The sequence below is a fragment of the Microbispora sp. NPDC004025 genome, from assembly GCF_053604425.1.
Window position 1 is genome coordinate 246,177 of sequence record NZ_JBSGHN010000007.1, and the last position, 25,887, is coordinate 272,063.

General features: G+C 72.0%; 29 protein-coding genes, 2 tRNA genes and 1 other RNA gene. 20 read left to right on the plus strand and 12 right to left on the minus strand.

The features are described from left to right. Window positions 1–14: 14 nt before the first annotated feature. An RNA gene (ffs, locus tag ACWEQG_RS20285) (signal recognition particle sRNA small type) lies at window positions 15–110 on the minus strand. Between the two features lie 84 nt (window positions 111–194). Here ffs and ACWEQG_RS20290 point away from each other — a divergent pair. Continuing rightward, window positions 195–280, plus strand: a tRNA-Ser gene (locus ACWEQG_RS20290). Between the two features lie 94 nt (window positions 281–374). On the opposite strand, the gene ACWEQG_RS20295 is transcribed toward ACWEQG_RS20290, so the two are convergent. After that, on the minus strand, window positions 375–1,100 hold the full coding sequence (locus ACWEQG_RS20295; protein WP_452286695.1) for an SDR family oxidoreductase: 726 nt from the start codon (window positions 1,098–1,100) through the stop codon (window positions 375–377). Window positions 1,101–1,205: 105 nt separating this feature from the next. Between ACWEQG_RS20295 and ACWEQG_RS20300 the strand changes: the two genes are divergently transcribed. The 3 genes from ACWEQG_RS20300 (at window position 1,206) to ACWEQG_RS20310 (ending at window position 4,164) form a co-directional block, all read left to right on the plus strand. Further along, window positions 1,206–2,054, plus strand: coding sequence for a LysR family transcriptional regulator (locus tag ACWEQG_RS20300; protein ID WP_452286697.1), 849 nt, complete (start codon window positions 1,206–1,208; stop codon window positions 2,052–2,054). A 10-nt stretch (window positions 2,055–2,064) separates the two neighbouring features. After that, the gene (locus ACWEQG_RS20305) at window positions 2,065–2,895 is read left to right on the plus strand and encodes an MBL fold metallo-hydrolase (RefSeq protein WP_452286699.1); all 831 of its coding nucleotides are present in this window, start codon (window positions 2,065–2,067) and stop codon (window positions 2,893–2,895) included. Window positions 2,896–3,039: 144 nt separating this feature from the next. Continuing rightward, window positions 3,040–4,164, plus strand: coding sequence for an alpha/beta hydrolase family protein (locus ACWEQG_RS20310; protein ID WP_452286701.1), 1,125 nt, complete (start codon window positions 3,040–3,042; stop codon window positions 4,162–4,164). Here the strand turns inward: ACWEQG_RS20310 and ACWEQG_RS20315 are convergent. After that, window positions 4,161–5,660, minus strand: coding sequence for a dolichyl-phosphate-mannose--protein mannosyltransferase (locus tag ACWEQG_RS20315; protein ID WP_452286793.1), 1,500 nt, complete (start codon window positions 5,658–5,660; stop codon window positions 4,161–4,163). The genes ACWEQG_RS20310 and ACWEQG_RS20315 overlap by 4 nt on opposite strands. Before the next feature lie 303 nt (window positions 5,661–5,963). On the opposite strand from ACWEQG_RS20315, the gene ypfJ reads away from it, so the two are divergent. The 4 genes from ypfJ to ACWEQG_RS20335 all read left to right on the plus strand — a co-directional run bounded on the left by ypfJ (window position 5,964) and on the right by ACWEQG_RS20335 (window position 9,822). Beyond that, window positions 5,964–6,824, plus strand: a complete 861-nt coding sequence (ypfJ, locus tag ACWEQG_RS20320; RefSeq protein ID WP_452286703.1) for a KPN_02809 family neutral zinc metallopeptidase — start codon at window positions 5,964–5,966, stop codon at window positions 6,822–6,824. Window positions 6,825–6,881: 57 nt separating this feature from the next. Further along, window positions 6,882–7,178, plus strand: coding sequence for a type II toxin-antitoxin system VapB family antitoxin (locus tag ACWEQG_RS20325; RefSeq protein ID WP_363460120.1), 297 nt, complete (start codon window positions 6,882–6,884; stop codon window positions 7,176–7,178). An 83-nt stretch (window positions 7,179–7,261) separates the two neighbouring features. Further along, window positions 7,262–8,620 carry an AAA family ATPase gene (locus ACWEQG_RS20330; RefSeq protein WP_452286705.1) on the plus strand — a complete coding sequence of 453 codons (1,359 nt, stop codon included), beginning with the start codon at window positions 7,262–7,264 and terminating at the stop codon, window positions 8,618–8,620. Further along, window positions 8,617–9,822 (plus strand): tetratricopeptide repeat protein, encoded by a 1,206-nt coding sequence (locus tag ACWEQG_RS20335; protein WP_452286707.1) that lies wholly within the window; start codon window positions 8,617–8,619, stop codon window positions 9,820–9,822. Before ACWEQG_RS20330 ends, ACWEQG_RS20335 begins: the two co-directional genes overlap by 4 nt. A gap of 53 nt (window positions 9,823–9,875) precedes the next feature. On the opposite strand, the gene ACWEQG_RS20340 is transcribed toward ACWEQG_RS20335, so the two are convergent. The 4 genes from ACWEQG_RS20340 to ACWEQG_RS20355 form a co-directional block, all read right to left on the minus strand. After that, window positions 9,876–9,960, minus strand: a tRNA-Ser gene (locus ACWEQG_RS20340). Between the two features lie 61 nt (window positions 9,961–10,021). Then, on the minus strand, window positions 10,022–10,516 hold the full coding sequence (gene tadA, locus ACWEQG_RS20345; RefSeq protein ID WP_452286709.1) for a tRNA adenosine(34) deaminase TadA: 495 nt from the start codon (window positions 10,514–10,516) through the stop codon (window positions 10,022–10,024). Beyond that, window positions 10,513–10,995, minus strand: coding sequence for a tRNA adenosine deaminase-associated protein (locus ACWEQG_RS20350; RefSeq protein ID WP_363460128.1), 483 nt, complete (start codon window positions 10,993–10,995; stop codon window positions 10,513–10,515). Before ACWEQG_RS20350 ends, tadA begins: the two co-directional genes overlap by 4 nt. 15 nt (window positions 10,996–11,010) lie before the next feature. Further along, entirely contained in the window at window positions 11,011–11,499 is a 489-nt protein-coding gene (locus tag ACWEQG_RS20355) for a tRNA adenosine deaminase-associated protein (RefSeq protein ID WP_030508646.1), read from the minus strand. Window positions 11,500–11,637: 138 nt separating this feature from the next. Between ACWEQG_RS20355 and upp the strand changes: the two genes are divergently transcribed. From upp to ACWEQG_RS20385, 6 genes are all read left to right on the plus strand, one after another. Beyond that, entirely contained in the window at window positions 11,638–12,276 is a 639-nt protein-coding gene (gene upp, locus ACWEQG_RS20360) for a uracil phosphoribosyltransferase (RefSeq protein WP_452286711.1), read from the plus strand. 188 nt (window positions 12,277–12,464) lie between these two features. After that, the gene (locus tag ACWEQG_RS20365) at window positions 12,465–12,683 is read left to right on the plus strand and encodes a hypothetical protein (RefSeq protein WP_079314255.1); all 219 of its coding nucleotides are present in this window, start codon (window positions 12,465–12,467) and stop codon (window positions 12,681–12,683) included. Window positions 12,684–12,754: 71 nt separating this feature from the next. Beyond that, the gene (locus tag ACWEQG_RS20370; RefSeq protein WP_169983590.1) at window positions 12,755–12,931 is read left to right on the plus strand and encodes a hypothetical protein; all 177 of its coding nucleotides are present in this window, start codon (window positions 12,755–12,757) and stop codon (window positions 12,929–12,931) included. After that, complete coding sequence (locus tag ACWEQG_RS20375; protein WP_079314254.1) at window positions 12,928–13,458, plus strand: PH domain-containing protein; 531 nt, start codon at window positions 12,928–12,930, stop codon at window positions 13,456–13,458. The genes ACWEQG_RS20370 and ACWEQG_RS20375 overlap by 4 nt, the downstream gene beginning before the upstream one ends. A 183-nt stretch (window positions 13,459–13,641) precedes the next feature. Next, window positions 13,642–14,919: a helix-turn-helix domain-containing protein gene (locus ACWEQG_RS20380; protein WP_452286713.1), complete on the plus strand. Its 1,278-nt coding sequence runs from the start codon at window positions 13,642–13,644 to the stop codon at window positions 14,917–14,919. 259 nt (window positions 14,920–15,178) lie between these two features. After that, window positions 15,179–15,868 carry a FadR/GntR family transcriptional regulator gene (locus tag ACWEQG_RS20385; RefSeq protein WP_363460133.1) on the plus strand — a complete coding sequence of 230 codons (690 nt, stop codon included), beginning with the start codon at window positions 15,179–15,181 and terminating at the stop codon, window positions 15,866–15,868. Window positions 15,869–16,004: 136 nt separating this feature from the next. On the opposite strand, the gene dnaN is transcribed toward ACWEQG_RS20385, so the two are convergent. The 3 genes from dnaN to ACWEQG_RS20400 all read right to left on the minus strand — a co-directional run bounded on the left by dnaN (window position 16,005) and on the right by ACWEQG_RS20400 (window position 19,299). Continuing rightward, window positions 16,005–17,096, minus strand: a complete 1,092-nt coding sequence (dnaN, locus tag ACWEQG_RS20390) for a DNA polymerase III subunit beta (protein WP_452286715.1) — start codon at window positions 17,094–17,096, stop codon at window positions 16,005–16,007. Between the two features lie 68 nt (window positions 17,097–17,164). Further along, complete coding sequence (locus ACWEQG_RS20395) at window positions 17,165–17,812, minus strand: response regulator transcription factor (protein ID WP_452286717.1); 648 nt, start codon at window positions 17,810–17,812, stop codon at window positions 17,165–17,167. Continuing rightward, window positions 17,803–19,299 (minus strand): sensor histidine kinase, encoded by a 1,497-nt coding sequence (locus ACWEQG_RS20400; RefSeq protein ID WP_452286719.1) that lies wholly within the window; start codon window positions 19,297–19,299, stop codon window positions 17,803–17,805. Before ACWEQG_RS20400 ends, ACWEQG_RS20395 begins: the two co-directional genes overlap by 10 nt. Before the next feature lie 134 nt (window positions 19,300–19,433). Here ACWEQG_RS20400 and ACWEQG_RS20405 point away from each other — a divergent pair, with 134 nt between their 5' ends. From ACWEQG_RS20405 to ACWEQG_RS20425, 5 genes are all read left to right on the plus strand, one after another. Continuing rightward, window positions 19,434–20,345 carry an ABC transporter ATP-binding protein gene (locus tag ACWEQG_RS20405; RefSeq protein WP_452286721.1) on the plus strand — a complete coding sequence of 304 codons (912 nt, stop codon included), beginning with the start codon at window positions 19,434–19,436 and terminating at the stop codon, window positions 20,343–20,345. Continuing rightward, window positions 20,342–21,091, plus strand: coding sequence for an ABC transporter permease (locus tag ACWEQG_RS20410; RefSeq protein ID WP_363460143.1), 750 nt, complete (start codon window positions 20,342–20,344; stop codon window positions 21,089–21,091). Before ACWEQG_RS20405 ends, ACWEQG_RS20410 begins: the two co-directional genes overlap by 4 nt. A 70-nt stretch (window positions 21,092–21,161) precedes the next feature. After that, a complete protein-coding gene (locus ACWEQG_RS20415; protein WP_363460145.1) occupies window positions 21,162–21,944 on the plus strand; it encodes a helix-turn-helix domain-containing protein in 783 nt (260 codons plus the stop codon). A 94-nt stretch (window positions 21,945–22,038) separates the two neighbouring features. Then, on the plus strand, window positions 22,039–22,503 hold the full coding sequence (locus tag ACWEQG_RS20420; protein WP_452286723.1) for an SRPBCC family protein: 465 nt from the start codon (window positions 22,039–22,041) through the stop codon (window positions 22,501–22,503). A 103-nt stretch (window positions 22,504–22,606) separates the two neighbouring features. Further along, window positions 22,607–23,341, plus strand: a complete 735-nt coding sequence (locus ACWEQG_RS20425) for a metallophosphoesterase (protein WP_452286725.1) — start codon at window positions 22,607–22,609, stop codon at window positions 23,339–23,341. A gap of 7 nt (window positions 23,342–23,348) precedes the next feature. Here ACWEQG_RS20425 and ACWEQG_RS20430 read toward each other — a convergent pair whose 3' ends face one another. Next, window positions 23,349–24,653 carry a carotenoid oxygenase family protein gene (locus tag ACWEQG_RS20430; protein WP_452286727.1) on the minus strand — a complete coding sequence of 435 codons (1,305 nt, stop codon included), beginning with the start codon at window positions 24,651–24,653 and terminating at the stop codon, window positions 23,349–23,351. Window positions 24,654–24,668: 15 nt separating this feature from the next. Then, window positions 24,669–25,226: a hypothetical protein gene (locus tag ACWEQG_RS20435; RefSeq protein WP_363460153.1), complete on the minus strand. Its 558-nt coding sequence runs from the start codon at window positions 25,224–25,226 to the stop codon at window positions 24,669–24,671. 94 nt (window positions 25,227–25,320) lie between these two features. Between ACWEQG_RS20435 and ACWEQG_RS20440 the strand changes: the two genes are divergently transcribed. Continuing rightward, window positions 25,321–25,875, plus strand: a complete 555-nt coding sequence (locus ACWEQG_RS20440; RefSeq protein WP_452286729.1) for a PadR family transcriptional regulator — start codon at window positions 25,321–25,323, stop codon at window positions 25,873–25,875. Window positions 25,876–25,887 lie beyond the last annotated feature (12 nt).

A 25,887-nucleotide genomic window follows, 5' to 3' on the forward strand; every position in this document is an offset into this window, starting at 1 on the left:
GCGTACCCGCTAACTGAAGAGACCCCTCGCACACCCGCCAGAGCCCGCTTATCCTTGCTGCCTTCCGGCCCTGGGGAGGTTCACAGGATGACGCCGCGCGAGGGGTCCTAGGACAGTCTAGCCACTCGACGGGTGTGCGCGGGCCGTGTCGCAACACGTCGAAACCACACGGGAAGTGAGCTAAGCTGTCCGACGGAGGATTCGCCTAGTTGGCCTAGGGCGCACGCTTGGAAAGCGTGTTGGGGGCAACCCCTCAGGAGTTCGAATCTCCTATCCTCCGCGCTTGGTTGAGCAGCAAGAACGCGAAAGGCCCGGTCCATCCAACCGGGCCTTTCGCGCGTTCGGACCTCAGCCGTGTGTCACCAGGGCACGCGTCACCAGGGGATCGGGCCGTCGTCGTCGAAGAACCCGCCCGTCGGGCCGTCGTCGGGCAGGGTCGCGAGCCTGATCGCGATCGCCGCGCCCTGCTCGGGGGTACGGACGCCGCGGAAGCCGTTGAGATCGGTCGCGCAGTAACCGGGGCAGGCGGCGTTGATCAGGATGTTCGTGTCGCGCAGTTCCTTGGCGTACTGGACCGTGACGGCGTTGAGGAACGTCTTCGACGGCGCGTAGGCGACGGCGATCGGGCCCGTCTCGGCGTCGGGTGTGGTCTGCCGGGTGAGTGAGCCGACGGTGCTGGACATGTTCACGATCCGCGGTGACGCCGAGCGGCGCAGCAGCGGCAGCATCGCGTTGGTGACGCGGATGACGCCGATCACGTTGGTCTCCACGGCCGTCCGCACCTCGGCGAGGTCGGCCGTGGTGGGCATCTGTGCCGCGCCGCCGGTTATCCCGGCGTTGTTGACGAGCACGTCGAGACGTCCCGCGCGCCCCTCGATCAGTCCGGCCGCCGCGGCCACGCTCGCGTCGTCGGTCACGTCGAGCGGCACGCCGAACGCGTCGACACCGGCCGCGCGCAGTTTCTCCACCGCGGATTCCCGGCGCTCGTCGTCCCGGGCGCCGACGCCGACACTCCAGCCGAGGGCGCCGAGGCCGGCCGCGATCTCGTATCCGATCCCCTTGTTCGCGCCGGTGACCAGCGCGATCGTCTGTTCGCTCATGCGTCTCATCCTGTCCGCGACCAGGCTGGAACCTCCAACACCGATCGGGTGGCCGGCGATACCTCCCGGGTATCGATCGAGGCGGCCGGGAGATAACGTGGCGGCATGGAGACGCGAGAGCTGCGCTACTTCGTCGCCATCGCCGAGGAGCTGCACTTCGGACGGGCCGCGCAGCGGCTGGGAATCGCGCAGCCGCCGCTGTCGCGGGCGATCAGTCAGCTCGAACGGCGGCTCGGGGTGGCACTGCTGGAGCGCACCAGCCGCTCCGTCACGCTGACCGACGCCGGGTCGGTGCTGCTGACCGAGGGCCGGGCGGCTCTCGAGGCGGTCGAGGCCGCCGAGCGCCGTGCCCGCCGCGCCGCACTCGCCGCTGCCGGCAGCCCCGGCCTGGTCCTCGTCACCAAGGCCGGAGCGGCCGGCGAGCTGCTGCCGAAGCTGCTCGACGCGTACGCCGCGGAGCCCGGCGCGGTCGCCGTCGACGTGCTCCTGTGCGGCATCGGCGAGCAGGAGCGGCTGCTGCGCGACGGGCGGGCCGACGTGGCGCTGCTGCACCGGCCGTTCGACTCGACGGCCGGGTTCGACGTGGAGGAGCTGTGCACGGAGGGGCAGGTCGTGGTCCTGCCGGCCGGGCATCCCCTCACCACCCGGGCTCATCTGCGGATGGCCGACGTCACCGCGCTGCCCGGACTGCCGATGCCACGCTGGCCCAACCTCGACGGCACGTACCCGGACGGTCCCGGTCCGCAGGTCCGGGACCACGCGCAGCTTCTCCAGCTGATCGCGCTCGGCCGGGCCACGGCGGTACTGCCGGAGTCCTGCCGGACTCATCTGCGCGGCGACCTCGCCGCCGTGCCGGTGCTGGACGCCCCGGCGGTGACGACGGTGATCGCCTGGCCGCCGCACAGCCGCTCCCGGGCCCTCGCCGGGCTGGTCCGGGCCGCCACCCGCCTCTAGCGTGGGCCGAATGGAGCAGATCGACTTCCCTCGCTGGATTCACGGCTCCGAGTCGGCCAAGCACAACACCGATCCGGACATTCAGGTGCACCGGTACGACGAGCACACCTTCGTCCTGCGCCAGAACAAGGCGATCAACTACGAGGCGCCCTTCATGTTCCTGCTGTTCGGGGGCGCCCGGGCCCTCCTGCTGGACACCGGCGCGACCTCGTCCGCCCGGTTCTTCCCGCTGCGCCGGACCGTGGACGCCATCGTGCGGGGCTGGCTGGAAGAGCATCCCCGCGAGGGATACGGGCTTCTCGTCGCCCATACCCACGGCCACGGCGACCACATCGCCGGTGACGCCCAGTTCTCCGGCCGTCCGGAGACGGTGATCGTGGATCCCGCGCCGGAACGCGTACGCGAGTTCTTCGGCCTCGGCGACGACCTGGACGTGCCCGTCCCTCTCGATCTCGGCGGCCGCGTCCTGGACGTGCTGTCGAGCCCCGGGCACCACAGGTCGGCGGTGACCTTCTACGACCGGTCCACCGGGCTGCTGCTGACGGGTGACACGGTCTACCGCGGCCGGCTGTACGTCGAGGACTGGCCGGCGTTCGAGCGGACCATCGACCGCCTGGTGAAGTTCGCCGCGGACCGGCCGGTCACCCACGTGCTCGGCTGCCACATCGAGATGACGAACGTGCCCGGCGTGGACTACCCGATCCGCACCACCTATCAGCCCGACGAGCCGCCGCTGCAGATGACGGCCGGCCACCTGCGGGAGATCCGCGACGCGGTGAAGGAGATCGGCGGGCGCCCCGGCGTGCACGTCTATCCCGATTTCATCGTCTACGCCGGCTGATCCGCGAAAGTTTCAGCTCCGGCGGCCCGTCGTCGCACGCCCGTCAGGGCGGCGGGCGCCTGCGGTTGACCAGCGGTTCACGGCTGGGACACTCCGGTCCTGCGGCCCGGACAGGCCCGGCCGCCGGACCCTGGAGACACACCCATGACGATCTCCCGTAAGGCCGCGGCGCTCGCCGCCGCGTTCGCGCTCGTCCTGCCGGCTCCCGCGTCCGCGTCGGCACCGCCGAAGGCGCCGATCAAGGCACCGGGGACGCCGGTACGGACCGAGCCGCTGGCCGAGAGCCTGCGGCTGGCGGGGGCGGGGACGTCGCTGGCGATCTGGTACCGGTCCACCGGCCACGACGGGCGGCCCACGGTGGTGAGCGGCACGCTGGCGCTGCCGGCCGGGCGCCCACCGGCGGGTGGGTGGCCGGTCGTGAGCTTCGGCCACGGGTTCGGCGGGATCGCCGACGCCTGCGCCCCCTCCCGTACGGGCCCGAGTCCCTGGGAGCGCGCCGTGCAGGAGACGCTGCTCGCGGCGGGATACGCCGTGGCGGTGAGCGACTACGAGGGGCTCGGCACACCCGGCGACAGCCCCGGCATCGACGGGCGGTCCGAGGCGTACGACCTCGTGGACATCGTCCGCGCCGCCCGCCGCGTCGCGCCCGTGAGCCGGAACTGGGCGTCCGTCGGCTATTCGATGGGCGGGCACGCGGCCCTGTTCGCGGGCGCCCTCGCCGCCGCGTACGCCCCCTCGCTGCGGCACATGGGCACGATCGCGATGGCCCCGATCACGCAGTGGGGAGTGCAGACGGCCGACCCGGCGTTCCGGGACCCGGCGAAGCCGATCAACCACACGATCCCCTACAACGGCCGCACGATGCCGCTGACGACCCCGGGCTTCCGGGCGGCGGACTGGTTCACCCCGAAGGGACTCGAACTCGTCGATCTCGCCGGGCGGGCCTGCATCGGCGAGATGATCGAGGCGGTCGCCGGCCTCACCAACGGCGACGTGCTCAAGGACCCGGCGGCGGCCACCGACGCGTTCGCCCGGGCGCTGGCCGACGACGAGATCCCGGTGGCGCGCTATCCACGGCCGGTGTACGTGGTCCACGGCACCGAGGACGTCATCCCGATCGCGCTCAGCCGGATGACGGCCGGGCAGCTGCGCGCGGCGGGCACCGACGTCACGTTCGTCCCGGTGGAGGGCGCCGACCACATCACGCTGCTGCCGGCGATCGCCACGCGGGTGCGCGAGTGGACCGACCGGCTCTTCCGCCGCCGCTAAATCCAGCTCCGCAGCAGCATGCGGCTCAGCCAGGCGTCGTACGGCACGGGCACGGCGGTGAACACGGGCGACAGCCACCAGAAGTTCACCAGCGCGAGCAGCGTGAACGCGCCCACCAGCGCCGCGCCCGTGGACCGCCGGGAGTTCGAGGCGCCCGGCGGCCCGAGGACGAGCCCGCACGCCAGCACGATCGCGAGGATCATGAAGGGCACCGCCGGGAGCAGGTAGAACAGGTACATCGTGCGGTCGTCCGCCAGCGCGAAGTAGAACCACGGCAGCCACCCCGCGGCGTAGGCGAGCAGGACGGCCCCCGCCCGCCAGTCGCGGGTCGCCGTGTACCGGACCACCATCGCGAGCAGCGCGAGCAGCGCGGCGGACCAGATCACCGGGGTGCCGGTCCCGAGGATCGCCTGCGAGCAGGACGCCGCGCCGCACGTGCGGGGCGACTGGTAGAAGAACAGCGTCGGCCGCAGCAGCAGCGGCCATCCCCAGGGTTCCGACTGGTAGTCGTGGTGCGCGCTCAGCCCCTGGTGGAAGCCGAGCACCTGGCTCTGGTAGTCCACGAGCGAGCGCAGCGAGTCGAAGACGAAATAGGCCCAGCCGTTCGAGGTGGCGCGGTCCCAGTTGCGGCCCCACCCGCCGGCCGAGGCGAACCATCCGGCGAACGACGCGACGTAGACGGCGAGCGGCACGGCCCCGAGCCAGGCGAGGCCCAGCGGCCAGTCGTGGCGGACCGCCTGCCGGTACGGCCGGCGCAGGCCGACGGCGCGTCTGGCCCCGCAGTCCCAGACGAGAGTCATGATCGCGAATGCCAGGGCGAACAGCAGACCGGTCCACTTGGTCGCCGCCGCCGCGCCCAGGCACAGACCGGCCGCCAGCCGCCAGGGCCGCGGGCCGAGCCGGGGGGCGGGCCCGGTCAGGGCGGAGGTGCGGTACCACTCCGTCAGGCGGGTGCGGGCCGCGTCCCGGTCGGCGACCAGGCAGGCGAAGCCCGCCAGCACCCAGAACGTGAGGAAGACGTCGAGCAGCGCCGAGCGCGACAGCACGAGGTGCAGGCCGTCCAGCGCCAGCAGCAGGCCGGCGAGGCAGCCGAGGAGGGTCGAGCGGGTCATCCGGCGCGCGGTCAGCGCCAGGACCAGCACGCTGAGCGTGCCCGCGAGCGCGGCCGCGCACCGCCACCCGAAGGGCGTCAGGCCGAACAGCCACTCCCCCGCGCCGATCAGCCACTTGCCGAGCGGGGGGTGGGCGACGTAGGTGCCGCATTCCTCGAACGTCCCGCACGTCTTGAAGACGTCCGTGCCGCCGCGCAGGATCGCCGGGTCGACGTCGTCGGCGAACTGCCGCTCGACGCCGAACCTGATCAGCGAGTAGGCGTCCTTGGCGTAGTAGGTCTCGTCGAAGACGAACGCGTGCGGGACTCTGAGCCGATCGAACCGGAGGAACCCCCCGAAAGCGGCCACAACCAGCGGGCCGAGCCACCCCCGCCCGCCCGGCATCGGCGGCACCAGCCGGGGGAAGGCGCTCCGAGGCACGCGGTGATCCTAACCCGGCGAATCACGATGATCGGGGCAAGACGGATCCGGCATGGCGCGGCCGCTGGCATGATCACCCCTATCCGGGGCAGTAGGCCCGGCGAGCGAAGCGGGAACACCGAGCGAGCCGGAGGGGCGCGCCGCCGGTCTGGACTGAGGAACGCGCGGGAGCGAAGCGACCAAGCGTGACAAAGGAAGACGGCGGAAGTGAGCGCCCCGACGGTGAAGCGGGAAACACGGACGGGAACCCTACCGGGAGCGTCGCAGATGGATTTCGATGACCGAGCGCAGCTCGACACCTCACAAGTCGAGGACGTCGGCGGTGGAGGCGGCTTTCGCGGCGGAGGTCTGGCCATCGGCGGCGGAGCCGCCGGCATCATCGCCCTCATCGCGGCACTGATCTTCGGCATCAACCCCGGCAACATCACGGGCGGCGGGGGCGAGCCCGCCGGCATGCAGCCGACCAGTGATCTCAGCGAGCAGTGCAAGACCGGCGCCGACGCCGACCAGTCGGAGAAGTGCCGGGTCGTGGGCGTCGTCAACAGCATCCAGAAATACTGGGGCGAGCAGATCCAGGGGTACACCGGCGCGAAGACCACCTTGTTCTCCGGTGGGGTGCAGACCGGTTGCGGCGCGGCGGACTCCTCCGTCGGCCCCTTCTACTGCCCTCGCGATCAGCACGTCTACCTGGACCTGTCGTTCTTCGACGAGTTGCAGTCGCGGTTCGGGGCCAAGGGCGGCCCGTTCGCGCAGGCGTACGTGATCGCCCACGAGTACGGCCACCACGCGCAGGACCTGCTCGGCACGATGAACCGGGTCGGCCAGGACCAGGGCGCGGAGAGCGGCTCGGTGCGGCTGGAGCTGCAGGCCGACTGCTACGCGGGCGTGTGGGCCAAGAACGCGGTGGACACCGGTTTCTACGCCGAGCCGTTCTCCGACGCCGACATCAAGGAGGCGCTCAGCGCCGCCGCGGCGGTCGGCGACGACCACATCCAGGAGCAGGCCCAGGGCAGGGTCAACCCGGACGCGTTCACGCACGGCACCTCGGCCCAGCGGACCAAGTGGTTCACGAACGGCTACTCGTCGGGTGACCCGGCGCGCTGCGACACCTTCTCGGGAAGCATCTGAGCCCCCCCGGAGGAGCCTCGGACACGAGTCTTTGCGTCGTCTTCTAAACTACGTACCGTGATCTTTAAGTTGGTCGGCGACGGACGGCCCTATCCCGAGCACGGACTGTCGTCCCGGGAGTGGGCGCAGATCCCGCCCAGGCAGGTCCGGCTCGACACGCTGATCACCACGAAGGCAGTGCTGGATCTGCACTCGTTGCTGGCCGCCGACTCGACCTTCTACGGCGACCTGTTCCCCCACGTGGTGCAGTGGCAGGGCGAGCTGTACCTGGAGGACGGCCTGCACCGGGCCCTGCGCGCCGCGCTGCACCAGCGTTCGGTGCTGCACGCCCGCGTGCTGGAGTTGCAGGGCTGACGGCGCAAGATCGGACTGTCTGACCGCCTCGGTAACCTTACGGTCATTTCAGTGATCTGATCCCGACAGAAGGGAGCCGGGCGGTGCTCGACGACGCCGGACTCCACGCCCTCCGCGAGGCGGCTCGGCTGTCTCCCGACAACCTTCCCCTGCGGCGCCACCTCGCCGAGCAGCTTCTGGCCAAGGGCTACCTCGCCGAGGCCGAGGCCGAGTTCCGCGCCGCTCTCGTGCTGTCGCCCCAGGATCCGGAGGTCGTCGCCGGTCTCGCGGAGGCGTTCGTACGGCAGAGCGCCCACGGCCCGGCGCTGTCGGTGCTGGAACCACTCCTGGCGGATCCCGGCCACGCGCCGCGCCTCGGGGTCATCGCCGCCAGGGCGCTGCTGGGCGAGGGCGACGTGGCCGGCGCGGCACGCCGGTACCACGACGCGGTCTCCCGCGACCCCTCGCTGTCCGACCCCGATCTGGCCGCCCGGCTCACGCCGCAGCCCGTCCCGTCCCCTCCGCCGCAGTCCGCCCCGTCCGGCGCGCCGTACCCGGCCGGGGGCGCCGACGCGGAGGTCGAGCGCTCCCGCGTCAGCTTCGCCGACGTGGCCGGCATGGAGGCGGTCAAGGACGCGCTGCGGATGAAGCTCCTGCTCCCCGTCCAGCAGCCCGAGCTGTTCGCCGCGTTCGGCAAGCGGGCGGGCGGCGGCGTGCTGCTGTACGGCCCTCCGGGCGCGGGCAAGACCCACCTGGCCAGGGCGGCGGCGGGCGAGCTCGGCGCGGCGTTCATCGACGTCGGGCTGGCCGACATCCTGGACATGTACATCGGCTCCAGCGAGCGCAACCTGCGGGCCACGTTCGAGATGGCCCGCCGCAACCGGCCGTGCGTGCTCTTCTTCGACGAGGTCGACGCGCTCGCCGCGCGCCGGTCGGACATGCGGCAGGCGCACCATCGCCAGCTGGTCAACCAATTCCTCGCCGAGCTCGACGGCGTGGACGAGCACGCCAACGAGGGCGTCCTGGTGCTGGCGGCCACCAACGCGCCCTGGTACATCGACGTGGCGTTCCGGCGTCCCGGGCGGTTCGACCAGCTGGTGTTCGTACCTCCGCCCGACCCCGCGGCCCGCGCCGCCATCCTGCGCATCCTGTGCCGCGACAAACCGCTGGCCGAGATGGACTTCGACGCGGTGGCGAAGGTGACGGACGGGTTCGTGGGCGCGGACCTCAAGGGCGTGGTCGACCGGGCGGTGGAGACCAAGCTCCACCAGTCGATCGCCGCGGGCCGTCCCCTCCCGCTGACGACGCACGACCTGCTCGCGGTGGCCCGGGCGACGAGGCCGACGGCCGTGAAGGAGTGGCTCGGGACGGCGCGCAACTACGTCCTGCACGCCAACGACTCCGGCGCCTGGGACGAGCTGATGCCCTGGATCGACGGCAAGCGCGGCAACGCCAAGTGGTGACCACCGCGGCCTCGCTCGAGCGGGCGCGGACGCTGCTGGGGCTGAACCGCCCGGCCGAGGCCGAGCGGGAGCTGCGCGGCCTGCTCGCCCGGGAGCCGGAGAACGTCGACGGGCACGCTTTCCTCTCCGTGGCGCTGACCCGGCAGGGCAGGGCGGCGGAGGCGATCGGCGAGGCCGCGGAGGCCGTACGGCTCGCCCCGGACCACTGGTTCCCGCACTACGTGAGCGGGCACGCGTACCACCGGGCGGGATATCCGCACGAGGCCGTCGCCGCCGCGCGGACGTGCCTGGCGCTCCACCCCGAGCACGCGCCCACGTGGGAACTGCTGGCCCGGGCGCACGTCAGTGCCGAGCAGTGGCCGCCGGCGGCCGACGCGGCGCGCCGCGGGCTGGCCGTCGAGCCCGAGAACGCCGACCTGGCCGCCCTGCTCGCGGTGGCCCTGACCCAGCACGGCGACGCCGCCGGGGCGGAGGAGGCCGCCGGGCGGGCCCTGGGACTCGATCCCGAGAGCGCCCTGGCCCACCTCGCGTACGGGCGCGCGCAGCTCGCCTTCGGCTCGCCCGGCGAGGCCGCCCACGCGTTCCGCGAAGTGCTCCGCCTGTCCCCGGGCTTCGACCAGGCCAGGGATCTCCTGGTGGTGGCGCTCAAGCGGCGCAATCCGGTCTACCGCCTGCTCGCGCGGCTGCGCGGCAGGTTCTCCGGCGGATGGCGGATGCTGTTCCTGCTGCCCGCCGTGCCTCCGGTCATCGCCCTGTTCGTCCTCATCGCGCTCCTGCACTGGGCGGCCTGGGTCGCCGAAGCGGTCACCACCCTGCGCCTGGCCCGCGCCAGGGCCACCCGGCTGCTCTTCGACGGCGCGCAGGCGCGCACGGCCCTCGTGTGCTGCTGCCTGCCGGCCGCCGGAGCCGCGCTGCTCGTCACGGGTGTGGCGACCGCCCAGGAGGCGGTGGGAGTGGCAGGCGCGGCGGTCATGGCGCTGGTCACCCCCGTTCAGGAGGCGGCGCACACGAGCGCGCCCCGCGCCCGCGCCGTCCTGTACGGCTACGCGATCCTCCTGGGACTGGCCGCCGCCCTGGCGGCGCTCCTGTCCTCCGCCACCGCCGCGCTGCTCGCCGCCTACGCCGGGCTGGCCGGGATCTGGGTGGCCGCGGGCGTACGGCGACTGGCCCGGACCCGGGCCCCTGGGCTTGACGGGCCCTGAACGCGGAAGAGCCGCCGGCCCCTGTGATCGGGATCGGCGGCTCTTGCGTCGAGCGGTGGAGGTGGGATTTGAACCCACGGTAGGTTGCCCTACACACGCTTTCGAGGCGTGCGCCCTCGGCCACTAGGCGACTCCACCGCGCAGCAGCTTACCGGACGAACACCACTGCGCGCGCATCCGTTTCCGTCCGCCCGCCCGGTCAGGCGCGGCGGCCCGAGAAGAAGTCGCTCAGCACGGCCGCGCACTCGCCGGCCAGCACGCCCATGACCACCTCGGGCCGGTGGTTGAGCCTGCGGTCCCGCAGGACGTCCCACAGCGATCCCGCGGCCCCGGCCTTCTCGTCCACCGCGCCGTACACCACGCGGTCCACCCGGGCGAGGACCGCGGCGCCGGCGCACATCGTGCAGGGTTCGAGCGTCACGACGAGGGTGCAGCCCGTCAGCCGCCAGTCGCCGGTGGCCGCCGCCGCCGCGCGCAGGGCGAGCACCTCGGCGTGGGCCGTGGGGTCGGCGCTCGCCTCGCGGTCGTTGCCCGCCGCGGCCAGCACCTCCTGCGGCACCGCCGAGCCGGGCCGCGGCGGGCCGAGCACCACGGCGCCCACCGGCACCTCGCCGCGCCCGCCCGCCCGCACGGCCTCCGCCAGCGCCAGCCGCATGGCGGCCTCGTACGCCTCCGGCCGCGGCGAGCCGGTCACCGCAGGCGGTCGAGCTCGTCGGCGAAGCCGAGCCGTTCGGCGATGAGGGAGAGGATGTCGGCGGGCAGCACGCCCTCCTCCATGCTGAGCTCCACGAGCTCCTCCGCGCTCAGCGAGAAGTCGCCGAGCAGCTCGATGTCGCCCACCGGGCGGATGCCGAGGTCGGGCGCGTCCTTGTCCACGACGGCGCCGGCGAGCTCGGCGAAGATCTCCCCGAGCGGGTCGTTCTGCACGGCGTGCGCGTCGGAGATGAACACGCGAGGGTCGAGGTCGTCCTCATAGCGGACGATCGCGAACCACTCGTCCTCGACCTCGACGCAGAGCAGGGCGAGCTCGTCGCCGCTCAGCCCGAGCGCCTCCTGCAGGGCGTCGCTCAGGTCGTCGGCGATCTCGGCCTCGCCGAGATCGACCTCGGCGCCGGTCCAGCGGCCGTCGATGCGGGCGAAGCCGGCGGAGAAGAGGTTGGATCTGGAGGGCATTGCCGTCTCCCCAGGTCAGCCGATGGCGGCGTCGACGGCGCGTTCGAACGGCTGGGAGAAGCCCAGCCGCGCGGCGATGCTGGACAGGACCTCGTCGGGCAGCAGGTCGAGGTCGCCGGACAGCGCGCCCAGTTCCATCTCGTCGAGCCCGAGGTCGGCGAAGATGGACAGGTCCCCGGCGGGCAGCACGCTGTCGAGCTCCTCCTCCTCGGGCACGGGCACGTCGAGGTACTCGAGGACCTGCTGCGCCAGCGGCCACTCCCAGGCGGCCGTGATGTCCGAGAGGAAGACGTCCACCTGCTCGCCGAAGACCCGTAACGCCACGAAGAAGTCATCCCCTACGGCGACCATGCCAATCGTGGTGCCCATGCTGGGGGTCTGGCGGAGGGCGTGAATGAGGCCGTCCAGGTCGGAGGTCAGCGCCACCGGGAGCATCTCCGCCTCCCAGCGGTCCTCCTCGCGATAGACGACGATGGCGAAGTCAAGAGTGTCCACGTCTGTCATCGTCTTCCCCACCGCGCGCTCTTCACGCAGGCAATCGTCGCAGAATCGGAGTCCCACCGTACGGCGCTCACTCCAAATCGTGATCAAAGACTCAGGCGGCGTCGAGGGTCCGCCCAGGAGAGGGTAACTTTTGTCCCCATGGAGACCCTCGTCGTCGACCACCCGCTCGTCGCCCACAAGCTCACCACCCTCCGCGACGTGCGGACCGACTCGCCGACGTTCCGCCGCCTGGCCGACGAGCTGGTCACCCTGCTCGCCTACGAGGCCACCAGGGACGTGCGGGTCACCGACGTCACGGTCGACACGCCGATCACCCCCACCCGCGGCGTACGGCTGGCGCGGCCCGTGCCGCTCGTGGTCCCGATCCTGCGCGCCGGGCTGGGGATGCTCGACGGGATGACCCGGCTCCTGCCGACCGCCGAGGTGGGTTTCCTCGGGATGATCCGCGACGAGTCCACGCTGCAGGCCCAGACGTACGCGACCCGGCTGCCGGAGGACCTGTCCGGCCGGCAGTGCTACGTGCTCGACCCGATGCTCGCGACGGGCGGCACCCTCGCCGCGGCGATCAACTTCCTGTTCGACCGCGGGGCCCGGGACGTCACCGCGATCTGCCTGCTGGCCGCACCCGAGGGCCTCGCGTACCTGGACGAGGCGTTCCGCGGCGGCGACCGGCCGATCCGGGTGGTGACGGCCGCCCTCGACGAGCGGCTGAACGAGAACGGCTACATCGTGCCCGGGCTCGGCGACGCCGGCGACCGCCTGTACGGCGTCGTCTGAATCCCGCGCCCCAATCCCGCGCCCCCGCATCCCCCTCGCTCTGATTTCCCCGCGGTTTGATTTCCCTTTCCTTTCCGCGCGGTCCGTCCACATCTCACCCATGGTTACACTGCGCGCCCAGTAGGGTACTCAGTGTGATGACGACGTCACCTCGCGCTCTAGCGAGCGGCGCGCCACCAGGGAGAGCGATGATCCAGCATCCGGCCGGCGAGCACTACGAACAGCTCGAGGCCCTGCTCAGGGACGAGTTCGCGGGGGTTCATCCTCCCGCGACGGTGACCCGGTGCGTTCAGGCCGCCCACCACGGCGCCATCGAGGTCACCGGACACGCGCATCCCGCACTGGTCGAGCGCATCGCCCGCAAGCACCTGCGGGTCCTGGCGACCGCCGCTGCGGAGCGGGGATGACGCCGTCAGTCTCTCAACCCGTTCGCGGTTAGCCGCTTTACCAAACGGGGTGTCTGGGTAATGTATTGGTCATGGGAGTGGTGACGGCGGTGCAGGCGAAGAAAGTCATCAAGTGGACGCTCATCGTGTCGGCAGGGTTCTACCTGCTCACGAGACCGACTGACGCGGCCCAAACGGTCCACGGAGCCTTCAACGGAATCGTCAGCGCGGCCGACTCGATGGCGCAGTTCTTCGCCACCCTGACATGAGACTTGTGACCCACGGGGACTCCGCCCCGTCGTCGGTCAACCGTTACCTCCTCCCCCACGAACACCAAGTCATCATGGTTCGGCGTCACCCCGCCGTGCTCCTGCGCCCGGTCGCTGAGATCTTCGGTGGGCTCATCCTCGCCGGAGTCCTCAGCAAGTTCCTGAGCGACAACGGGGCGAGCCAGGCCCTCGCCCTCGTCTGGTGGGCCTGGCTCCTCCTGCTGGTCCGTTTCGTATGGAAGGTCGCGGAGTGGTCGGTCGACTACTTCGTCGTCACCTCCCAGCGCATGCTTCTCACCACCGGCCTCATCACGCGCAAGGTCGCGATGATGCCCCTGAGCAAGGTCACCGACATGAGCTTCCAGCGCTCGCTCCTCGGCCGCATGCTCGGCTATGGCGAGTTCGTGATGGAGTCGGCCGGCCAGGATCAGGCCCTGCGCACCGTCCCCCACATCCCCTATCCCGAGACCTTGTACCTCGAGGTCTGTCAGATGATCTTCCCCAGCAAGGATGGGGACGACGACTGACGGCGGTCCGACCGTCCGGTATCTCGTCACCGTGATCGAACCTTCACCGTCGTGATTCTTGACGGAGGGTTACACGATTCGGTCGCTTCGTGCCATTATGGCGACACTATTGACCCTTCCCCCGCCCTGTGAGATCAGATGCCGAGTCAGGGAACCATCGGTGACCGCGTCCGCGGATTGCGGTTGAGCAGGCGCATGTCGCAGGCCCAGTTGGCCGGACCCGACCTATCCGACAGTTACGTCTCACTCATCGAGTCCGGAAAGCGGACGCCAACGCCGGTCGTCGCCCGGCTGCTTGCCGAGCGGCTCGGTTGCACCACCGAGTTCCTGCTCCACGGGATAGAACCCCGGCAGCGCATCGACACCGAGCTCGGCCTCCGACATGCCGAGCTCGAGCTGTATCACGGCGATCCCGCCGTGGCGACCGACCGCTTCGGCGAGATCGTCAAGGCGGCGGGTGAGGACAACGCGATGCTCGCCGCCCACGCGCGGCTCGGTGTGGCGCGGGCGCTGGAGGCGCAGGGCCGCGTCGGCCGGGCCGTCGAGGCGTACGAGCGGCTGCGCCGCGAGGCCTCCGCGCACCCCGAGCGCCTCGCCGACCTGCCCCTGACCATCGCGTTGTGCCGTTGCTACCAGCGGGCCGGCGATCGGCTTCGGGCGCGGGACCTCGGCGCGCACGCGCTCGGCCAGGTCGACCGGCTCGGCGTGATCGAGGGCGAGCTGGCCGTGGAGCTGGCGCTGGCGCTCGTGGAGGCCGAGACCGGCCTGCCGTACGTCGAGCGGGTGCTGTCGACGTCGGGCCCGGAGCGCGCCGGCGACCGCAGCACGGAGATCCTCGCGCTGTGGCAGGCCAGCGTGACGGCGGCCGAAGGCGAGGACTCGGCGCTGGCCGTGCAGCTCGCCGAGGACGCCCTCGCCGCCGGCCGCCCGGCCCGGATCGCCGTCCGCCGCGCCCGCATCGCGATGCACTGGGCTCGCCTCACCGCGACGCATCCCGAAGGCGCGGATTTGGACCGAGCCAACGCGCTCGCCCGCTCCGCGGCCGAGGTCTTCGCGGAGTTCCCGGCGGAGCGGCAGGAGCACGCTCGGAGCCTTGTGGTGCTGAGTTCCGTACGGTTCCGGATCGGAGACACGGAATCCGCAGCCGAACTCGCCGATCGGGCACTGCATCTGTTGGACGGCGCCAAGGGGACCACCTCGGCCACCGCGAACATGGTTCTGGCCGAGATCGCGTTGGCACGGTCCGAAGATGCGGCTCCCCTGTTGGACCGGGCACACGACCTGCTGGACGGCGTGACGCCCGACCGGGAGACCGCCCGGGCCTGGCGCATGCTCGGCGACCTCTGGGGCCAGGCCGGTGCCCTCGACCGGCAGTCAGGGGCATATCGTAGAGCCCTGGAAGCGGTCGGGATCCGGGTGAACATACCGGGCGCCATGACCACGACGGTGCTCGCTCGATAGTGCCGCGACCGACAAGATTTGCCCGGACGGAGCGGTGGCCAGAGCGGTGCATCGCAAGGCGGAGGAGGAGCTCGTAGCGGAGCTACGAGCGACGACGACAACGCAGCGAGGTGCCGCTCTGGACGACGCGACGGGGCAAAGATTGGCGGGAGGGGCACCAGCCTCCCGGGGCCTCCGGACTTGTTCTGGAGGCTCTGGAATAATAAGGGTCTACCACTCATTCCATCATCGGATGATTGGCAACCCAGAGGAGGCTGACGTGAGCCTGCGGACGGCGCAGCGGGCGTCTCTCGTGGACCAGGTGATCGACCAGCTCAAGGAGCAGATCACCTCCGGCTCCTGGCAGATGCATGCCAAGATTCCCACCGAGACGGTGCTCGCCGAGCACCTCGGAGTCGGCAGGAACACGGTTCGTGAGGCGGTCCGCGCGCTGACCCACGCCGGGCTGCTCGAGTGCCGCCAGGGCGACGGGACCTATGTACGGGCAACCAGCGAGCTGTCCGGCGCGATGGCCAGGCGGCTGCGGGCGGCCGAGCAGCTGGAGATCCTCGAGGTCCGCCGGGCCCTGGAGGTCGAGGCGGCCCGGCTCGCGGCGACGCGGCGGACCGACGGCGATGTCGCGTCGATCGAGGCCGCGCTGGCCGCGCGGGAGAAGGCGTGGGCGGACGGCGACCCCGAGGCGTTCGTCGAGTCCGACCTCGCCTTCCACGTGGCGGTCGTGGAGGCCACGCACAACAGGGTGCTGATCGACCTGTATGTCGACTTCTCGGCGGCGCTGCGAGCGAGCATCGCGGCGGCCGGCGGCTCCTTGGAGCAGAACTACATCCCCCACGACGCGATCGTGCGCGCGATCGTCGCCGGCGACGCCACCGCGGCCGAGCGGGCCGGTCACGCGTGCATGGAGCACATCCTCATCGCCCTCACCGACTCCGCCACCCTCTCCTCCTGAGCGTCGCCTCCCAGCCCCCGCCTCCCTCCTGACTCCCCGCCCGGCGGGTCCGTTCCCCACGGCACCCGCGGGGCCCGATCAGGCGAGCCCCGATCGGGTGAGCACGGTTCAGGCGGGCATCGTCAGGTGAGCAGGGTCAGCCGAGCCGCAGCGACATGACGAGGTAGCGGAACCCGGGGTCCTCACCCTCGTCGGTGATCAGCGCGGGACGGGTCGGGGATTCCATGTGGATCCGCGCCCGCTCGGTCCCGACGCCTTCGAGCCCGTCGAGCAGGAAGTGGGGCTGGAAGGCGATCTCGATGTCCGGCCCCTCGAGCTCGGCGTCCACGATCTCCGAGCCCCTGCCGATGTCGCCGCCCCCGGCCCTGATCTGCACCTGCCCCTGCGAGAACGACAGCCGGACCGCGGTGTTGCGCTCGGCGACCAGCACGACCCGCTTGACGGCCTCCACGAACGGCGCCACCGCCACGTCGGCGTGGATGCCCCACTCGCCGGTCAGCCGCGACCGGTAGTCGATGAACTGGTCGTCGAGCAGGCGCACGGTGGTCGTGCGGCCCTGGCTCTCGAAGCCGGCCACGTTGTCGCCGAGCCCGATCGCCACCTCGCCGCCGCGCAGCGGCCGGGCCACCTCGACCAGGACCCGCGCCGGCACGACCACGCCGTGCCGCACGTCCTCCTGCTCGGGGTGCCACAGGAACTCGCTCGCGGCGATGCGGTAGCGGTCGGTGGCGGCCATCGCGACCCGCACGCCCTCGATGTCCACGCGGACGCCCGTCAGCATGGGCAGCGTGTCGTCGCGGCTGGCGGCGGCCGCGACCTGGCGGATCGCGTCGGCGAACACGCCGCCGCCCACGGCGCCGACCTTCGGCGGCATCGGCGGCATCGCGGGGAAGTCCTCGTCGGGCATGGTGAGCAGGTTGAACTCCACGCTGCCGCAGGCGAGCACCGCCTCGGACCCGCTCGTGGCGATCTCGACGGGCCGGGCGGGCAGGCTCCGGGTGATCTCGGCCAGGACCTTGCCGGGGATCAGCACCCGCCCCGGCTCGGCGACGTCGGCCTCGACGTCGGCACGGGCCGACACGTCGTAGTCGAAGGCGGACACCCGCAGGTCGTCTCCCGCCTCCAGGAGCAGGCCCGCGAGAACGGGAACCGCGGGCCGGCCGGGCAGCACCCTGGCCGCCCACGCCACCGCGTCGGCCAGAACGTCGCGGTTCACCTGGAATTTCATGCCGACCTCCTGCCTGCGCCACGACTCGCTCTCCAAAGTAGCGGGCAGCACCGACAATCCCAGTGGCGCTACTTGCTGTTGAGGAAGGCGAGCACCGCGAGGACCCTGCGGTTGTCGTCGTCGGAGGGCGCCAGTCCGAGCTTGGCGAAGATGCTCGCCGTGTGCTTGCCCACCGCGCTGTCGCTGAGGAACAGCCGCTGCCCGATCGCGGCGTTGGACCTGCCCTCCGCCATCAGTTCCAGCACCTCGCGCTCCCTCGGGGTGAGCCGGCCGAGCGGTTCGCTGCGCGCGTTGCTCGCCAGAAGCCGGGCGATCACCTCGGGGTCCATCGCCGTCCCCCCGCCCGCGACCCGGCGTACGGCGTCGACGAACTGCTCGCCGTTGAACACCCGGTCCTTCAGCAGGTAGCCGACGCCGCCGGACCCGTCGGCCAGCAACTCCCTGGCGTACAGCTGCTCGACGTGCTGGGACAGCACGAGGACCGGCAACCCCGGCACCTGCCGCCGCGCGGCCAGGGCGGCCTGCAGCCCCTCATCGGTGAAGGTCGGCGGGAGCCGTACGTCCACGACGGCCACGTCGGGACGCTCACCGACCAGCGCGGCGAGCAGCTCCGGGCCGGACTCGACCGCCGCCACCACCTCGAAGCCGTGGGCGCGCAGCAGGGCGACCAGGCCCTCCCTCAGCAGGTGCAGGTCCTCCGCAAGCACTACCCGCACCCGCCGGCCTCCGTTTCCCTGCTCCGCATCGTCGTCGCCAGTGCGACGGCCAGCAGGCCGCCGCCGAGCGCAATCATGCCGACGATGACCGGCCACTGGAAGGGCTCGGGCACGTGCAGGCCGAGGAACCAGGACTTCACCGGCGATCCCACCAGCTTGAACACCATCGCGATCAGGCCCTGCGGGAACAGCGCGATCGGCCACAGCGCCCAGCAGATCCGGCCGACGTAACGCCACGGCGACCTCGGCACCGGCCGCACCCGGAACGCCCGGGGCAGCTCGATGACGGCCGTGGTCGGACCACCTACAGGGCTGTTCACCGCGAGGACGCCGTCGAAGGCCCCGAGCCTGCGCTCGATGCCGCGCAGGCCGGTGCCGCGCTCGGGGTCCGCGCCGCCGTGGCCGTCGTCGGTCACCGTCACGCGCAGCGCCGGGCCCTGCGCGCTCACGTCCACCCACGCCTCGGTCGCGTCACCGTGGCGAGCGGTGTTGGCCAGCAGCTCGCTGACCGCGAAATACGCCGCCGACTCCAGCGGGGCGGAGGCGCGCTCCGGCAGGTCGACCGTGACGTGGACGCGCAGCGGACTGTCCAGGGCGAGGGCGCGTACGGCGTCACCGAGACCACGCTCGGCCAGCACCGGGGGATGGATGCCGCGCACCAGCCGCCGGAGCTCCTGCAGCGCGGTCGCCGAGGCCTCACTCGCCTTGCCGAGCAGCGCCCTGGCGGCCTTCGGGTCGCTTTCGAGCAGTTGCTCGGCAGCGCCGATCGTCATGCCGATCGCGACGAGGCGGGCCTGGGCGCCGTCGTGCAGGTCGCGCTCGATCCGGCGCAGTTCGGCGGCCTGCGAGTCGACGACCTCGGTGCGCGCCGCGTCCAGGCGGCTGACCTGCTGGGCCAGCCTGGCCTTCTCGGTGGGCCCGAGCAGCGCGGCGGCGATCCTGCCGTGCGCGCGCACGGCCCACGGGGCGTACCAGTACGCGGTGCTCACCGCCAGCAGGATCCAGGCCGCGCCCGAAAGGTCGCCCGTGGCCAGGCGGACGGCGCCGTACGCGGTCGCGAGCAGCGGTGCGGCGACGAGCAGGCCGCCCATCCACAGATCCCCGATGAGGAAGGCGAAGTCGCGCCAGGTGGCCGGATCCTTGGTCATCCAGTTCCACCGCGCGTTGAAGGCCGGGATCGTGGGCTTCTTGTACAGGGTGCGACCGTCCCGGTACCAGCCGTCGGCCTGCGGGACCGGCGGGGGCGGCGCGGGCAGATAGGGCTCGTCGATCGATATGCCCGACCATCGCGCGGCCAGCCCCCGTTGCGCGCGGGTCACGACCCGCCCGAGCCGTACGGCCGGCGGGAAGACGACCACCAGGCCGACCAGGAAGGTGAGCAGCATGGCGAGCAGCACCACCAGGCCCGCGACCTGACCCAGCAGAGCGAGACCGGCGAGGGCGGCGCCTCTGCCGAGGGCGACGAGGGTCGGACGCGCTGAGGTCATGCACTCCAGTCTGCGGGCTTCCGCCGCGCCGGCACAGTGGCCCGAGCCACCCCGTGGGGGTGGGGGAAAGTGCACCCCCGCCGGGTCCGCAGACGCATTACGGGGCCGCCCTCCCGCTTTCTAGCGTCGTCGGCATGGCAATCATCACCGTGGACCACCTCCGCAAGACGTACGGCACACGGGTGGCGGTCGAGGACGTGTCGTTCTCCGTGCAGGAGGGCGAGGTCTTCGGCATCGTGGGCCGCAACGGGGCGGGGAAGACGACGACGGTCGAGTGCGTCGCCGGGCTGCGCACCCCCACCGCGGGCACGGTCACCGTGGACGCGGACCTGAAGGAACAGGTCGGCGTGCAACTCCAGGAGTGCTCGCTGCCCGACAAGATCCGGGTCGGGGAGGCGCTGGCGCTCTACGCCTCGTTCTACTCCCGCCCGGCCGATTGGCGGGCCCTGGCCGAGGAGGCCGGGCTCGACCTCCGCGCGCCCTTCGCGAAGCTGTCGGGCGGGCAGCGCCAGCGGCTGTCGGTCGCGCTCGCGCTGGTCGGAAACCCGCGCGTCGCGATACTCGACGAGCTCACGACCGGCCTCGACCCGCGGGCCCGCCGCGAAACGTGGGATCTGGTCACCCGGATCAGGGACCGCGGCGTGACGGTCCTGCTCGTGACGCACTTCATGGAAGAGGTGGAGCGCCTGTGCGACCGGGTCGCGGTCATCTCCAGGGGGCGCGTGCGGGCGGTGGACACCCCCGCGGGGCTGGTCGCCCGCGCGGGCGGCGAGCAGCGCCTGGTCTTCCACACCGGCGAGCCCGTCGACGCCCTTCGGGCGCTGCCCGAGGTGGCGTCCGTCACGGTGACCGGTGACGGGGACGGCACGGAGACCGGCGCGAAGGTCGGCGCGGAGGCCGGCGCGAAGGTCACGGTCACCGGCACCGGCGACCTGCTGAGCGCCGTCACCGCCGTGCTGCCCCCCGCCCGAATGCGGGACCTGCGCATGGAGCGCACCACCCTCGACGACGCGTTTCTCGTTCTCACCGGCCAGGAGGAGTCATGACCAAGGCATTCGGAAAGCTCGCGGCGGTGGAGGCCCGGCTGTTCCTCCGCGAGCCCGCAGCCGTGTTCTTCGTGGTCGTGCTGCCGGTGGCGCTGCTGCTCGCGCTCGGCAGCACGATTCCCGGCTTCCGGGACGCCGACCCGTCGCTGGGCGGGCAGCGCTTCGTGGACGCGCCGTTCACGGGGATGATGATCCTGCTGTCGATCGTGACGCTCGCGCTCAGCGCGCTGCCGTCGGCCCTGGTGCTCTACCGGGAGCGCGGCGTGCTGCGGCGGATGTCCACCACGCCGGTACGGCCGGGGTCGCTGCTGTCCGCCCAGTTGCTCGTCAACGTGGCGGCGTCGGTGGTGGCGACCGCGCTGACGCTGGCCGTGGGCCACCTGGTCCTCGGAGTGCCGCTCCCCAAGGCGCCCGTGGCGTTCGCGATGGTCTTCGTCCTGGGCTCGGTCGCCATGCTCGCCCTCGGGCTGCTGCTCGCGGCCGTGGCGCCGAACTCCCGGGTCGTCCAGGGCGCGGGGGCGGCCCTCATGTTCCCTCTGCTCTTCCTCGCGGGGATGTGGCTGCCCCGGGCGCTCATGCCCGAGGTCCTGCGCCGGATCAGCGACTTCACCCCCACCGGCGCCTTCGGCCAGGGCCTCGTGGACGCCCTGGGCGGGCACGCCCCTCAGCCGCTCCACCTCGCCGTACTCGCGGGCTGGGCACTGGCCGCCGGCCTCGCCGCGGCCCGCCTGTTCCGCTGGCAGTGATCGCCCGCGGCCCCGCGGCTACCTCACGGGTAATCGCCGGGCCGATCGGCGAGCGGCTAGCGTCGGGGTCGTGACCGTCGCCACTCTTCATCAGCGGCCGTTCGGCGAGCTCCTGCGTCAGTGGCGCGAGCACCGGCGGCTGAGCCAGCTCGACCTGTCCAACCAGGCCGAAATCTCCACGCGGCACATCAGCTTCCTGGAGACCGGCCGGGCCACCCCCAGCCGCGACATGGTGCTCCACCTCGCCGAGCATCTCGATCTTCCGCTCCGCGAGCGCAACCACCTGCTGCTGGCCGCCGGGTACGCCCCCGTCTACAGCGAGTCGCCGCTCGACTCGCCGGGCATGGCCGCGGTGTACGACGCGGTCCGGCGGCTGCTGTCGGCCCACGACCCCTACCCGGCCGTGGTGGTGGACCGCGCCTGGGACCTCGTCGACGCCAACGAGGGCATCTCCCTGCTCGCCGAGGGGATCGACCCCGACCTGCTGAGCAACGTGCTGCGGGCGAGCCTGCACCCGGAAGGGCTCGCCCCGCACATCCTCAACCTCGGCGAGTGGCGGGCGCACCTGCTCGGGCGGCTGCGCCGGCAGATCACGCTCACCGCCGATCCCCGGCTCTCCGAGCTGTACGCCGAGCTGCGCGACTACCCCTGCGACCAGCCCGAGCCCGAAGTGGAGCTGCCCGGCCCCGGGGACATCCTCGTGCCGCTGCGGGTGCGGCGGGGCGGGCGGGAGCTGTCGTTCTTCAGCATCGTGGCGACCTTCGGCACCCCGCTCGACATCACGGTCTCCGAGCTGGCCATCGAGTCGTTCTATCCGGCCGACGCCGCGACGGCCGCCGTCCTCCTTTCGTGATCAACCGGCGTCCGCTCGGCGATCCGGCCCTGCCACAATTCCCCCATCGAGCCGAGCCCGAATCAGGGGGAGGCCGGGGTGGGGGGAGAGCAGGGTGCCCACACGGGTGCTGACCAACACGTTCCACGTGGACGCCGCGCCGGAGGATGTCTTCGAGCACCTCACGACGCCCGAGAGCTACATAGGCCTGTCACCGCTCGTGGTGGCCGTGCGGGACGTCGACCGGTCCGATCCGGGGGTCGTGCGGTACACCTCCGTCGAACGGTTCCGCTTCCTCGGCCTGTCGTACGACAACCCGATCGCCGTCACGCTGCTGACCGAGCGCACGGCCGGGAACCTGTCCGTACGCGGGCAGGTGCGCAGCCCCGGCGGCGTACAGCTGGGATACCGGTTCGACCTGTCCCCGCAGGACGGCGGCACCCGGGTGGACGACCGGCTGGACGTGAGCGCGTCCCGGCTGCTGCTGGGCTTCGCGGCGGGCCAGGCGCGTAAGGTCCAGCTCGCCCGGGCCCGGATCCTCGCCGAACGGCTCGCCGGGAGGTCTGCGAACGGCTCCTGAGCGGCATCACCGGCTCCGAGTGCCCGTCGCGCCGTTTCGCCACCCTGACCGCTGCCCTCTCGCGTGAGAAGCTGGAGTCCCCACCATCGCCCGGAGGTAGCACATGCTCGTGCTGGCGCACGTCAGCGACATCCACATCGACGGAAGCGAGCGGAACACCTCGCGCGCCGCACGCGCGCTCACCTACGCCCGTTCGCTGCGGCCCGACGCCATCGTGCTCACCGGCGATCTGGCGGATCACGGCGCGATGGAGGAGTACGAGATCGTCCGTGAGCTGATCTCCGGCGACGACGTGCCGCTCGTGCTGTGCCCCGGCAACCACGACGCGCGCGGCCACCTCCGCAAGGTCCTGCTGGAGCAGGACGGCGACCACCCGGTCAACCAGGCGCTCAACCTCGACCACGCGACGATCGCGCTGTGCGACTCCAGCATCCCCGGCCGGCCCGAGGGCGCGCTGGACGACGACACCCTGGCCTGGCTCGACTCCGTGCTCGCCGCCACGCCCGGCGTGCCGGCCTTCGTCGGCATGCACCACCCCGCCGTCCCGCTCGGCATCCCGTACGTGGACGGGATCCGGCTCGCGCGGCCGGAAGGGCTGGCCGAGGTCCTGGGCCGCCATCCGCACGCCATCGCGGTGCTGGCCGGGCACGCCCACACGGCGGCGGCCACGACGTTCGCCGGGCTGCCGCTGCTGGTCGCGCCGGGAGTGGTCAGCACCGCGCTGCTGCCGTCCGAGACCCCGGCACACCCGCCGGTCGACTACGACCTGCCACCGGCCATCGCCCTGCACGTGCTCGACGACGGCCGGATCACCACCCACTACCGGCCCGTGCCCTGACCACCCCTCAGGCGTCCGGGATCCACGAGCCGTGGAACCCGGCGGGCACCCGGCGCGGCAGCCGTACGGACGCCACCTGGGCCAGGTCCGACGCGTCGAGCACCAGCAGCTCCGCGCCGTGCTCGGTGCCGGCGATCGACAGCAGCCAGCCCTCGTCCTCGGCCTTCGCGTCCGAGGCGGGGACGAACACGGCCTCGCCGGGCGAGCGCTCGCCGGTCTCGTGCGCCCGGCTCGCACCGGTCGCTGTGTCGTACTTCAGGATCGCGCCCTTGCTGACGGCGTAGATGTAACGGCTGGTCAGGCCGGTGCGCGCCTCGTTGATCGTGGGGAACTCGACGGCCAGGTCGTCGAGCTGCTCGTCCTTGGCGACGCCGGTGGCGGGGTCGAGGATCCAGCGATGCAGGGCCGCGCCTCCCGTGTGGGCGGCGGGGTTGGCCGTGCCCCCGATGGTCGGCCAGAAGCCGCAGAACGCCCCCGGCGAGTAGCGCACGGCGTCGACGAGGACGCGCCCGTGCTCGTCCTCGCTCGCGTTGCCCACGTGGAAGACGTAGCAGGGGTCGATCTCGAACCACCGCACGTCGCCGGTCCTGCGGCTCATCACGCCCAGCCGCGCGCCGTAGGAGTCGTCCCACCGGTACGGCATGCCCCGGCCCACCAGATCGAAGTCGAAGACGACCGGCAGGTCGAGCCACACCACGTGGTTCTCGGTGATCGCGAAGTCGTGGGCCATGGTCGGCCCGGGCACGTCCACCGGCCGGCTCTCCACCAGTTCGCCGGCCGCGGACAGCCGGTGATAGGTGAGGTAGGGCTCGGCCCAGCCGTACCCGAAGAAGTGCAGTTCCCCGGTGACGGGGTCCTCCTTCGGGTGCGCGGTCATCGCCGTGGCGAGCCGCCCGCCGAAGTCGCACGGGCCGACCGTGTCGAGCTCCGGCGTCATCACGTACGGCAGGCCGTTCTCCACGAGCGCGAGGATCTTGTCGGCGTGCCGGATGACGTGCGTGTTGGCGGGGACTGCGGCGAGGTCCACGCCGCGGTCGTGCACGTAGGACGCGCCGTCGAAGCGGGTGGTGCGCACCCAGCGGTTGCGGTACCACTCGGCCCGCCCGTCGCGCAGCCGGATGCCGTGGATCATGCCGTGGCCGACGAACCAGTGCCCCGGGTCCTCTCCGGGACGGGGGTTGGGGCCGTTGCGGAAGTAGCGGCCGGTGAGCTCGGGCGGCAGGGTCCCCTCGACGGGCAGGTCGAGGGCGTCGATCTCGTCGGGGACCGGGGCGAGGCGGCCGGTCAGGTAGGAGGCGGTCGGCTCTGTCATGTCGGGGGACTCCCTTCAGGCGGCGTAGCGGGCGCGGACGATCTGGGGATAGCGGATGGTGAACAGCGCCGGCAGGGCGAAGCCGCAGACCTTCACCGCGATGATCGCGGCGGTGGCGTGCGGGGCCAGGGCGAACAGCAGGGCGAGGCCGGCCGCGTTCAGCGTGAACCCGGCGGCCCACACTGCGGTGATGACGGCGTTGACCCGGTGGAACAGCGGCGTCGCGTGCACCTCGGCCGGGGTGGTCCGGCGGGCGATGCCCAGCGTGAACGGCTTGCCGATGGCCAGCGACCCCCAGGCGGTGAGGGCCAGCCAGGCCACCGACACGGCCGGGCCGTACTCGCCGAAGGGCGCCGGCGAGACCGTGAACGCGGTGAGCGTGAGACCGGCGAAGAAGACCCCCGAGCTGAGCTCGATGACCATCTCGTCCCATCCGCGCCCCGCCCGGCGGTCGGCCGCGAGCAGCACCACGGAGACCAGGAGCGCGGCCGCAGCCCCGACCCTGGCCTCACCGTTCGTGCTGAGGACGGCGAAGGCGATCCAGGGGAGGAAGGTGAGGACGTAACGGAGCACCGGGGGTTCCTTAGATTCGACGTTCCACTAGTGACATGTCAAAAGTAGAACCTCCACTGGCGACATGTCAACACAGGAATGTACGATCGGACCCATGAGCCTTCGTCACGCCATGCTCGGCCTGCTCTCGGCCGGGCCCGCCAGCGGGTACGACCTGCTGAAGACCTTCGAGATCTCCCTGGCCAGCGTCTGGCCCGCCACCCAGAGCCAGCTCTACGCCGAGCTCGGCCGGCTGTCCAAGGAGGGTCTGGTGCGAGTCGTCGCGGAGGGCCCGCGCGGGCGCAAGGAGTACGAGATCACCGAGGAGGGCCACGCGGAGCTGCGCCACTGGCTCGTCGAGGTGTCGCCCAACCAGACCCGGCGCAGCGACATGCTGCTGCGGGTCTTCTTCCTCGACCAGGTCGACTCCGAGGCCGCTCGCGGCTACCTGGAGCGGCTGGCCGAGCGGGCCGTCCACGAGCACGACCAGCTCCGCGGCATCCGCGAGTTCGTCATCAGCGAGGGCGACGACGCACTGCGCCTGTACGGCGACATCGCGCTGGAGTGGGGCCTGCGCCTGACCGCCGCGCAGCGCGACTGGGCCGAGTGGGCGGCCGCCCGGGTGGCGGCGCTGGAGCAGCAGAAAGCCGGGCACACCGCGGCCGACTGACGAACTTCCACG